We start from the raw sequence: 9,004 nt of genomic DNA, 5'->3' as shown, positions 1-9,004 counted from the left end.
TCAAGTTTCAATCCCTCATAGGTAGGCTAAAAACGAGGTATTTTTAACAGGTTTAAAATCGGAAGCGGTTTTTGTTTCAATCCCTCATAGGTAGGCTAAAAACCCGTAATATGGCTAAAAAGTAAAAGATTTTAAGAGAAAGTAGATTGTGTTAATTTTCAATAAATTATTCGACATAAATACATAAAATCCTTCTCACTCCGCATAAGTTCTATCATTATAAACATTTTTACTCTGTCGTCGATCCCCGGGGGTTTTTGCATTATTGGAGGTCGACGACATTTTTAATACTGCCTAAACCTTAAGTGGTTGAATGTTCTTTTTATTATCGTTCTGTCTTGCTCCCTCTTACTTTTCTACAATCCTTTTTTATAGTACATAAACAAGCATCAGATCATTTCTTTTGTAAAAGTTAAAGTTATTTACGCCCGCGTTTCTTCAGCTAAACAGGCCGGATCAGGAAATCTGGAAAGCCAAAGGCAGCGGCTCGAAGAGTATTGTCGTTCCAGAGGCTATGAGATAGTGGCGTTTATTGCGGAACAGGGTTCGGGCTTGAACGAGAAGCGCAAGATAGTCAGAGACCTCTACGATAAATTCTTTCCCAACGCACGCTGGTGCCAGTGGGCTGTCGAGGATGCTGAAACTACCATCGATAGCCAGAAAGAGCAGGTAAGGATGCACGTCTCCGACCTGGAGGCCAAAATAGAGAAGTCTGAAGAAAAAACTGGAACGCACTAAGAATAAACTTCACCGACAGGGCATATTAGCCCGGCTAGACAAGCTTCGTGGCAAGCTGGCCTACTGGAAGGAATATAATCCTGCAGCACCTTTTGAGAGCCGGTGCCTATACGGTAAGAGTAGTCCGCAAGAACAGAAGGTTTGATTGCTTTATTTCCTTCTCTCACGCTGTTTCCGGTGTCCTGAAATGGTCTACGTTTCCCATGAAAAACGGGAATGGATAGCCGGAAACGTGGCTAAAGACATAGCCGAATGGCTGGAATCGCTGGGTATAAAGCAGGTAGCCCTGGAAGAGCTGTCCTTTGCCCAGGACTACGACACCAGCCGCCTCTTCAACCGTGTCACCCACAACTTTTGCAAGAGGTTCCTGTTCAACCGGATCGTCGTGGCCTTGAGGAAGAGGGGTATCACAGTCTTTACCGTATCTGCCAGATTTACTTCACTTATCGGGTATTTCAAGTATTCGGAAGCTTATGGGCTGTCCGCTCACCAGGCGGCGGCCCTTGTGATAGCCCGTCGGGCATTAGGATTCGCGGAGAGGATGCTCCGGGAACTCTTGAGGAGGCTTTCGCCCAAGGAAGGATGGAAGCCCTTCAGGCTCTGGGGCAAACTTTTCGGTCTCTATAAGGCTGCCCGAAAGTGGGCCATAAGAGAAGACAAGATTTTTAGGGTCTGGGGGCCCACAGAGTGGCTGTCCTTCATGGTAAGCGGAACGGGCTGACGTTTTAGCCTTTAAGCCTGCCGCTCTTCCCTGCTAGGTTGCCCGGAAGTCTGGCAACACCCTGTGGTGGGGGTTAAGGGGTGGCGGGTAAGCGGGGTAACTCACCCTTCCCGGTATGTGCCTTAGGGCCAGGGCCCGAGGGACGGAAAACGCCGGGAAGCAGCCCGGCAGCCAGAGGCCCAAACCGGGGGGATGTGGGTCTCCCCATGATGGGGTACCGGGCTGGCCAGACGGTGATGGAGGTGGCCGTCGGCTCCAACGACACATCTTTTGTTGGGGTCTGCACAATGAGTGCCTAACAAAGCTATAGATTGTTTAGCTTTGTATAGGGAAAATTGACCTCCTCTTTCATGCCACCCTTATTGCAAATTCCGGACAGGAAGCGGTGCAATAACCGCAGGTAAGGCACCTTTCCTGGTTTATCCTGGCTTTTTTCCTTTCTTCGTCGTATTCTATTGCTAAATTTGGGCATGTCTCGACGCAGGATTTACAACCCTTGCAGAGGAATTCCATTACCAAGAATTTTTTTTGCTCATTTCCGAAGACAGGCAGCTTTTCATCTTCGTAAATTTCGTTGAAGTAATTAACGTTGAAATCTACTTCTTCCTTGCTTACCATTCCCACGGCAATGGAGTGATAGCATTTAAGGCTCCTTATAAAATCCATAGCTATTTTATAATCTTTCAAGAGTGCACCGCCACCAAGGGCCTTCATGATCAGGATACCTTTCCCGGATTCAGCAGCCTTTTCAATAGCCAATTTCATATCATCCACGCTTCCACCCAATATGCCTACGCCTTTGTAATTTATTAGCGGAAATATTACGTCCATATCGTCCCGGGATGATGCGAGTTCCACTACCTTGACGTTGTGGGTAGAAATTCCCACAGCTTTTATATATCCCCTGGCTTTGTATTCCAGCAAGCATTTTAAGGCTCCTTTTCTCACTTCGAAGACATCCACGTCTACCCTTGCTGCGTGCATGAAAAAGATATCTATGTAGTTTCTGTCAAGGGATTTTAAAGCTTCATCGATGGCCTTTTCCATTTCTTCGTAGGATGACGCGGTAGATTTGGTTGAGATTACGGGGTTTATTCCTGTGAGCTTTACCGCTTCCCTGATTGGATCGTAGGTCCTGTACATCTGGGCAGTATCCACGAAATTTATGCCTTTTTTAAAAGCATAAGCCACTACTTCCGTGCAGGATTCCAGGTCCATATTTTTTTGCAGTGGTCCCATGGGAAGGGCGCCAAAACAAAGTTCTGTTACTTCGATTCCGGTATTGCCTAGAAAGTTTTTCTTCATTTCATTGGCCTCCTTCTATAATTCTTAATCCGTCAGAACTTTTACTAAATGTCCCTTTCGCATAGAATAATTTAGTATTTATCAATTAATTCTACGAATTTTTACGAATTCCTTTTATTATATCGCTGTTTGTAGTATAATTAAAGTGCATGTAAATTTTTTTAAAAGGAATTGTTAAAAAAATAACATATCCAATTTGGTATATTTTTGGGATTTATCTTATCAAAAAGAAGGGGTATCATTATGTTTGAGATAACTATTTGTGTGGGAAGTTCCTGCCATTTGAAAGGATCTTACGAAGTAATAAAGGAGTTTGAAAGAGCTATTTCATTATACGGCCTAGAAGGCCATATAGTTCTAAAGGCCGGATTTTGTTTAGGAAGATGCGGAGAAGGCGTCACGGTAAAGGTGGGGGAAAATTATTATTCATCGGTCTTTCCTAAGGATGTGGCGAATTTGGTGGAGAGAATAAAAAATAATATTTCGAAGGATGATGTGATTTGCAAGTAATAAGCGTATCGAAGGCCAACTGTAAAAACTGTTATAGATGCGTGAGGCATTGCCCGGTAAAGGCAGTGAAGATTTCCGGCGGCCAGGCAGAAATAGTGGAGGACCTTTGCGTGTTTTGCGGAAGATGCGTCATAGAGTGCCCGCAAAATGCGAAGAAGGTAAAAAGCGAGCTTGAAATCGTGAAGGAATTTATTAAATCGAAAAAAAGGGTCATCGCTTCCATCGCTCCGTCCTATCCGGCGGCCTTTGATGTAAAAAGTCCTTATGAAATGTATGCGATGCTAAAGAATCTGGGTTTTTATAGGGCAGAAGAAACGGCGGTGGGTGCAGAGCTCGTTTCCCGCGAGTTCAGAAAATTAGCTGAAAACAGCGATGTTTACCCTATTATCACTACAGCATGTCCCGTGGTAAAGAACCTCGTCGAGAAGTACTATCCGGTGCTCATAAAAAATCTTGCTCCCCAGGTTTCGCCGATGGTGGCCCATGCCCGGTCTTTAAAGAAAAGGTTCGGAAAGGATGTAAAAGTTGTCTTTATAGGGCCGTGCGTTGCAAAAAAAGCCGAAGCAAGGGACTATAGCGTTTCCGGCGACGTGGATGCGGTGTTAACCTTCCAGGAGCTGAAGGAATGGTTAAGCGAAGGGAATAAGGCTTCACAATTGGAAAGCATAAGCATAGGAGAAGGCCTTATCGAACCTTTTGAGGCAAGAAATTACCCCCTGCCTGGAGGTCTTTTGAAGACTTCACTTATAAAAGGGGATTTCCTTTCGGAAGAAGTTTTGGTGGCAGATGGTATAAAAGAGTGCAAGGAGCTGTTAGATGCCGTTGAAAAAGGAAAAGTTAATGCCAAGATCCTTGAAATGATGGCCTGCAGCGGAGGGTGCCTAGGAGGCCCCATGATGCCGCAGGAAAGTTCGCTTTACGAAAGAAGAGCGAAGCTACTTTATTTCATCAGAGAAAACCTGAGGGTAGATAACAAAAAAGTAAGAGATTTTCTTTTCGAGATTGACCTTGGCCGGACCTTCGAGCGCAAGGTTCCAAATATTCTAGAGCCCACTGAAGAAGATATTAAGAAGATCCTATATAAAATAGGTAAGACTTCGCCCGAAAAAGAGCTAAATTGCGGTGCGTGCGGATATTCTTCCTGCAGGGAAAAAGCGGCAGCGGTTTTTAGAGGAATGGCGGAAGTCGACATGTGCATTCCCTATATGAGGTCGAGGGCCGAATCCCTAGCCAATCTCATTATAGACAATACTCCCAATGCCGTAATTTTGGTGGACAAGGATTTGAAGGTGAGGGAAATAAACAGAGCCGGTGAAAAGATGCTAGGTGTAGAAAAGGAAGAAGTTTTGGGAAGGCCTCTTTCGGACTTTATGGACGACAGAGATGTGGCGTGGGTCCTTGCTAACAAATCTTCCCTTTCCAGCAAGAAGGAAAATTACCCCCGCGATTTTACAACGGTATTCGAGAGCATCCTTTATATAGAAGATTCACAACTTGCCCTGATCATCATGCAGGATATCAGCGAGCAGGAAAGACAAAGAAAGGAACTTGAGAGGGTTAGGGAAGAAACCGTGAAAAAGGCCCAGGAAGTGATAAATAAGCAAATGAGGGTGGCCCAGGAAATCGCCGGCCTTTTGGGCGAGACTACAGCGGAAAGCAAAGTGCTGCTTCTAAGACTTATCGAGCTCGTAAAGAGCGGGGGAAAAGAGCTGTGAAAGTGTTTACAGAAGTTTTTGCAAAAAGTTTAAATAAAAAAGGCGAGGAGCTTTGTGGCGATAGCGTAGAGGTGGTTCAGTCAGAAGACAGCATAATCGCTGTTATGGCTGATGGGTTGGGGAGCGGAGTAAAAGCCAATATCCTTTCAACGCTTACAGTGAGAATCGCTTCTACTATGTTAAAAGAGAAGGCTACCATAGAGGAAGTAGTGAGAACCATAGCTAATACGCTTCCTGTATGCAGGGTGAGAAAGCTGGCGTACAGCACCTTTTCTATAGTGGAAATCAGCGATGACGGAAAAGGTAGACTTTTTGAGTTTGATAACCCTCCGGCCATATATATAAGAAACGGAAAGGTCGTCGAGATGCCGCGCCGGGAGTTTTATGTAGAAGAAAAGAGGATTTACGAGTGCGATTTTACGGCCCTCCCCGGAGATAGGATTTTCATTGTGAGCGATGGAATAATTCACGCCGGTGTCGGAGGTCTTTTGAACCTGGGGTGGCAGTGGGAAAATGTTGCTGAATATCTGGAGCGGATGGCGAGAAAAAGGTATTCGGTGGCGGAAATGGTGGAAAGACTTATAGAAACCTCGGAACACCTTTATTTTAGTGCTCCAGGCGATGATGCGACTGTAGTGGGCGTCGGAGTGAGAAATTCGGAATTGGTGACGTTGTTGGTAGGCCCGCCGGCGGATAAATCAAAAGACAAAGAGGTGGTGCGAAAGATTTTAGAAAGCAGCGGGAAGAAGGTTGTATGCGGAGGTACCACTGCCAACATAGTATCGAGGGAGACCGGAAGGGAGATAGTAACAAAATTGGAATACGTCGATCCTTCGATCCCCCCTACGGCACAAATAGAGGGGATAGATCTGGTGACTGAAGGTCTGATAACCCTTACGAAGTGCCTGGAAAAGCTGAGGAACCTCGCAAATGCGGATAATTTTACTATGCCTCTGCTGAGGGATATAAAGAAAAAAAAGGATGGAGCGTCGCTTTTGGCTGATATTTTGATAAATCAGGCGACCCACGTAAATTTTTTGGTAGGCAAGGCTGTAAATCCGGCGCACGAGAAAGATTATTTCGTCGAGATATCCGGCGATAAGGTTAAGGTGATTGAAGAGATAGCCCGGATTCTAAAAAAATGGGGAAAAAGGGTAAATGTGGAGTATTATTGATGCGGCCTTTTTTAGGCCGTTTTATTTTTTGGCAATTTACAATAAGTCTTTATAATAGTAAAATTGTATAAAAGCAAGACATAATGAATAGTGAAGAATATTTTAATCGGGTTATAGAGAGGTGATTTGCGTGACCCGATTTGATTATAAGTTTCTTTTTGAATCCATGCTGGTTCATTTAAAACAGGGCGTTCTGGTCGTAGATACCAAAGCTAATGTTGTGTTTTACAATGAGCCGGTCACCCAGATAGCGGGGATAGAACCGAAGGATGCGGTGGGCAAAAATATATTGGAGATATTTCCGGATTTGACTCCGGAGACGAGTACTTTTTACTACGTCTTGAGGACTGGAAAGCCCCTAATAGATTATGTCCAGACCTACTTGAATTACAAGGGAGAAAAGGTAACCACCGTTACATCGACAATGCCGCTGATACAAAATGGGAAGATAGTGGGAGCGTTTGAGCTTTACAGGGAGTTTTCTACATTAAGGGATCTTTCTGAAAGAATTGTCTCCCTTCAAAAGGAGCTTTACAAGAAGGCTTCTTGTGAAAAAAATTACAGCGATTGCAAGGCCGTTTACACCTTTGATGATATAATAGGTAAAAGCCCGGCAATCCGGGAATTGATAGAAAAGGCAAAGAAGGTTGCCGACAGTCCATCGCCCATTCTTGTTTACGGCGAAACGGGAACGGGAAAGGAGCTTCTAGTTCAGGCTATACACAATGCCAGCCTGACAAGAAGGAACAAGCCATTTATCGCGCAAAACTGCGCCGCTTTGCCTAAGACGTTGCTGGAAGGAATCCTGTTCGGTACGACTGCCGGGAGTTTTACCGGCGCAAAGGACCGCCCGGGGCTTTTCGAACTTGCCAACGGCGGAACGCTGTTTTTAGATGAGATAAATTCCATGGATATAGAATTGCAGGCAAAACTCCTACGCGTTCTGCAGGATGGAGTCATAAGAAGGATAGGAGGTATAAAGACCACCGTTGTGGATGTGAGGATTATAGCATCTACCAATGAACCGCCACAAAAGGCGGTGGAGAAAAAACTGTTGAGGGAAGATTTGTATTACAGGCTTAATGTAATTTCTCTCACGGTTCCGCCGCTCAGGGAAAGAAAGGAAGATATTCCTCTTCTCGTTGAGCACTTTATAAGACAATATAATAAACTGTTGGGCAAAAGCGTAAAGGGTGTTTCCCGGGAGGTCATGGAGCTTTTCATGAATTACCGGTGGCCCGGCAATGTAAGGGAGTTAAAATCAATAATAGAAAATGCCATGAACTTCATCGAAGGGGAAATTATAAAGCTAAAGGATCTGCCGCGGAATTTCGGAGATTTAGTGACAGGTGATGATAGATGTTGTGCCGGAGTCGATCTTCAAACTGGATTCCCACCGTTAAGTGAAGCAGTCGGCAATTTTGAAAAGAACCTGATCCAGAAAGCGATAATGGCGGCAAATGGTAATTACGCTGAAGCTGCGAGACTATTGAAGGTCCCGAAGCAAACTCTCCATAACAAAGTAAAAAAATATGGACTCAATAAGAAATTATTAAAAAATGATTTATATTAAAAGTCTCAAAAATGAGTCTGTATCGTCTATTTTTTGGGACTTTTTTTATTTATGCGGGAGTTTTGTAAACGCTTTTTAATTGCAAAGTTGTTTTTAAAGAAAAGGGTTGAAGAAGATGGAATGATATTTGCATTAGGATTAGCAACAAAATAGATATGCATACCGACGATGGTTATGTATGAGCCATAATAATGGAACTTAATGATTTGAAGGAAGATATAAAAGTGTAAGGAGTGCAAAGCGATGCTTAAACAGCCTGCAAGTATTTTTAATGATGTAATTGGTCCAATTATGAGAGGGCCTTCAAGTTCGCATGTAGCCGCAGCGCTTAGAATTGGCAAATTAGTTAGGCAGATGGTTAAAGGGAAACTCAAAGAAGTTATTGTTGAGTTTGATACGAAAGGGTCTCTGGCGACTACATACCATGGGCATGGTTCAGATATCGGTTTTGTGGGGGGGCTGTTAGGTTTTGAACCAAATGATGACCGCTTAATTGATTCGCTGAAATTGGCTGAGGAAGAGGGCATTATTGTTAGTTTTAAAATAGTTGATTATCCGGCAGAGCACCCTAATACATATAGAATAACGGCAATTAGCGACGACAACGAGGTTATCAGACTAACTGCTATCTCCACTGGTGGTGGTATGATTGAGGTTCAAGAATTAGAGGGGTTTAAAGTAGAAATTTGCGGTGATTTTTATGAAACCTTAATATTCTTTAAAAATATCGACAATAAAACGTTTAAAGAAAAAACAGACGCAATTATTAAACTTATTGGGGATTATGATTTTTGTGGCTTGGATGATTGAAAAATGTAAGAGAGAAAACAAATTAATTCCTGGAATTTTTAACACAGTAATAGCTTATATAACCTCAATGATGGAAGTGACATCCTCCCCCTAATGAATTAGGGGGCATCCCAACGTGAGACGGCGGCTTAAAGCCGCAGGTTAGCCAGCATTCCCCGGATGACCCGGATCATCACCTTGGCCTTAAGGGGTGTCACGCTCCCCTTTCTCCCGGGGTCATGCCCCGAGAGCATCGAGCGCTTTCGCGGCTATGTTTATTGCCCCCACCCTGTCCGCATCAGACTGGTATCCACACTTTACGCATTTAAACCAGCCTTGGATCTTCCGGTTATACCGGGAAACATTCCCGCACTTCGGACAAGTCTTGGAGGTCTCCTTGGGATCGACGTAGATTACAGGCACTCCGGCAAGGGCTGCCTTGTATTCGATGAACGAGGCCAGCTCCTTAAAGTTCCAC

Annotated in this window: 11 protein-coding genes; 9 read left to right on the top strand and 2 right to left on the bottom strand. The window is 44.1% G+C overall.

Annotation, left to right across the window (positions count from 1 at the left end; all coding sequences use genetic code 11):
• The first annotated feature begins 378 nt into the window (after positions 1–378).
• The 4 genes from BUB66_RS12445 to BUB66_RS11685 all read left to right on the top strand — a co-directional run bounded on the left by BUB66_RS12445 (position 379) and on the right by BUB66_RS11685 (position 1,758).
• The gene (locus tag BUB66_RS12445; RefSeq protein WP_198409464.1) at positions 379–738 is read left to right on the top strand and encodes a recombinase family protein; all 360 of its coding nucleotides are present in this window, start codon (positions 379–381) and stop codon (positions 736–738) included.
• 47 nt (positions 739–785) lie between these two features.
• Positions 786–962: a hypothetical protein gene (locus BUB66_RS12440; protein ID WP_198409463.1), complete on the top strand. Its 177-nt coding sequence runs from the start codon at positions 786–788 to the stop codon at positions 960–962.
• A complete protein-coding gene (locus BUB66_RS11690) occupies positions 926–1,459 on the top strand; it encodes a hypothetical protein (protein WP_073258707.1) in 534 nt (177 codons plus the stop codon). Before BUB66_RS12440 ends, BUB66_RS11690 begins: the two co-directional genes overlap by 37 nt.
• An 80-nt stretch (positions 1,460–1,539) precedes the next feature.
• Positions 1,540–1,758, top strand: coding sequence for a hypothetical protein (locus BUB66_RS11685; RefSeq protein ID WP_073258705.1), 219 nt, complete (start codon positions 1,540–1,542; stop codon positions 1,756–1,758).
• Between the two features lie 49 nt (positions 1,759–1,807).
• Here the strand turns inward: BUB66_RS11685 and BUB66_RS11680 are convergent, their stop codons facing one another.
• Positions 1,808–2,764, bottom strand: coding sequence for an aldo/keto reductase (locus BUB66_RS11680; RefSeq protein ID WP_073258704.1), 957 nt, complete (start codon positions 2,762–2,764; stop codon positions 1,808–1,810).
• A gap of 243 nt (positions 2,765–3,007) precedes the next feature.
• Here BUB66_RS11680 and BUB66_RS11675 point away from each other — a divergent pair, with 243 nt between their 5' ends.
• From BUB66_RS11675 to BUB66_RS11655, 5 genes are all read left to right on the top strand, one after another.
• Positions 3,008–3,274 (top strand): (2Fe-2S) ferredoxin domain-containing protein, encoded by a 267-nt coding sequence (locus BUB66_RS11675; RefSeq protein ID WP_073258702.1) that lies wholly within the window; start codon positions 3,008–3,010, stop codon positions 3,272–3,274.
• The gene (locus BUB66_RS11670) at positions 3,265–4,989 is read left to right on the top strand and encodes a [Fe-Fe] hydrogenase large subunit C-terminal domain-containing protein (RefSeq protein ID WP_073258700.1); all 1,725 of its coding nucleotides are present in this window, start codon (positions 3,265–3,267) and stop codon (positions 4,987–4,989) included. Before BUB66_RS11675 ends, BUB66_RS11670 begins: the two co-directional genes overlap by 10 nt.
• Positions 4,986–6,164 carry a PP2C family protein-serine/threonine phosphatase gene (locus tag BUB66_RS11665; RefSeq protein ID WP_073258698.1) on the top strand — a complete coding sequence of 393 codons (1,179 nt, stop codon included), beginning with the start codon at positions 4,986–4,988 and terminating at the stop codon, positions 6,162–6,164. The genes BUB66_RS11670 and BUB66_RS11665 overlap by 4 nt, the downstream gene beginning before the upstream one ends.
• A 130-nt stretch (positions 6,165–6,294) precedes the next feature.
• Positions 6,295–7,737 carry a sigma-54 interaction domain-containing protein gene (locus tag BUB66_RS11660; protein WP_244269856.1) on the top strand — a complete coding sequence of 481 codons (1,443 nt, stop codon included), beginning with the start codon at positions 6,295–6,297 and terminating at the stop codon, positions 7,735–7,737.
• 243 nt (positions 7,738–7,980) lie between these two features.
• Positions 7,981–8,547, top strand: a complete 567-nt coding sequence (locus tag BUB66_RS11655) for a serine dehydratase beta chain (RefSeq protein WP_073258696.1) — start codon at positions 7,981–7,983, stop codon at positions 8,545–8,547.
• A 216-nt stretch (positions 8,548–8,763) separates the two neighbouring features.
• On the opposite strand, the gene BUB66_RS12825 is transcribed toward BUB66_RS11655, so the two are convergent.
• Positions 8,764–8,949: a zinc ribbon domain-containing protein gene (locus tag BUB66_RS12825; protein ID WP_425291889.1), complete on the bottom strand. Its 186-nt coding sequence runs from the start codon at positions 8,947–8,949 to the stop codon at positions 8,764–8,766.
• Between the last annotated feature and the right edge of the window lie 55 nt (positions 8,950–9,004).

This window comes from Caldanaerovirga acetigignens, assembly GCF_900142995.1.
Lineage (GTDB): Bacteria > Bacillota > Thermosediminibacteria > Thermosediminibacterales > Thermosediminibacteraceae > Fervidicola > Fervidicola acetigignens.
The sequence above is the reverse complement of the archived record's forward strand: the minus strand, read 5'-3'. Positions and strand labels throughout refer to the sequence as shown.

What these genes read in the sequence shown, in the direction of transcription:
- BUB66_RS11675 (WP_073258702.1), top strand. Translation starts at nt 3,008, where the DNA reads ATGTTTGAGATAACTATTTGTGTGGGAAGTTCCTGCCATTTGAAAGGA.
- BUB66_RS11690 (WP_073258707.1), top strand. Translation starts at nt 926, where the DNA reads ATGGTCTACGTTTCCCATGAAAAACGGGAATGGATAGCCGGAAACGTG.
- BUB66_RS11680 (WP_073258704.1), bottom strand. Translation starts at nt 2,764, where the DNA reads ATGAAGAAAAACTTTCTAGGCAATACCGGAATCGAAGTAACAGAACTT.
- BUB66_RS11655 (WP_073258696.1), top strand. Translation starts at nt 7,981, where the DNA reads ATGCTTAAACAGCCTGCAAGTATTTTTAATGATGTAATTGGTCCAATT.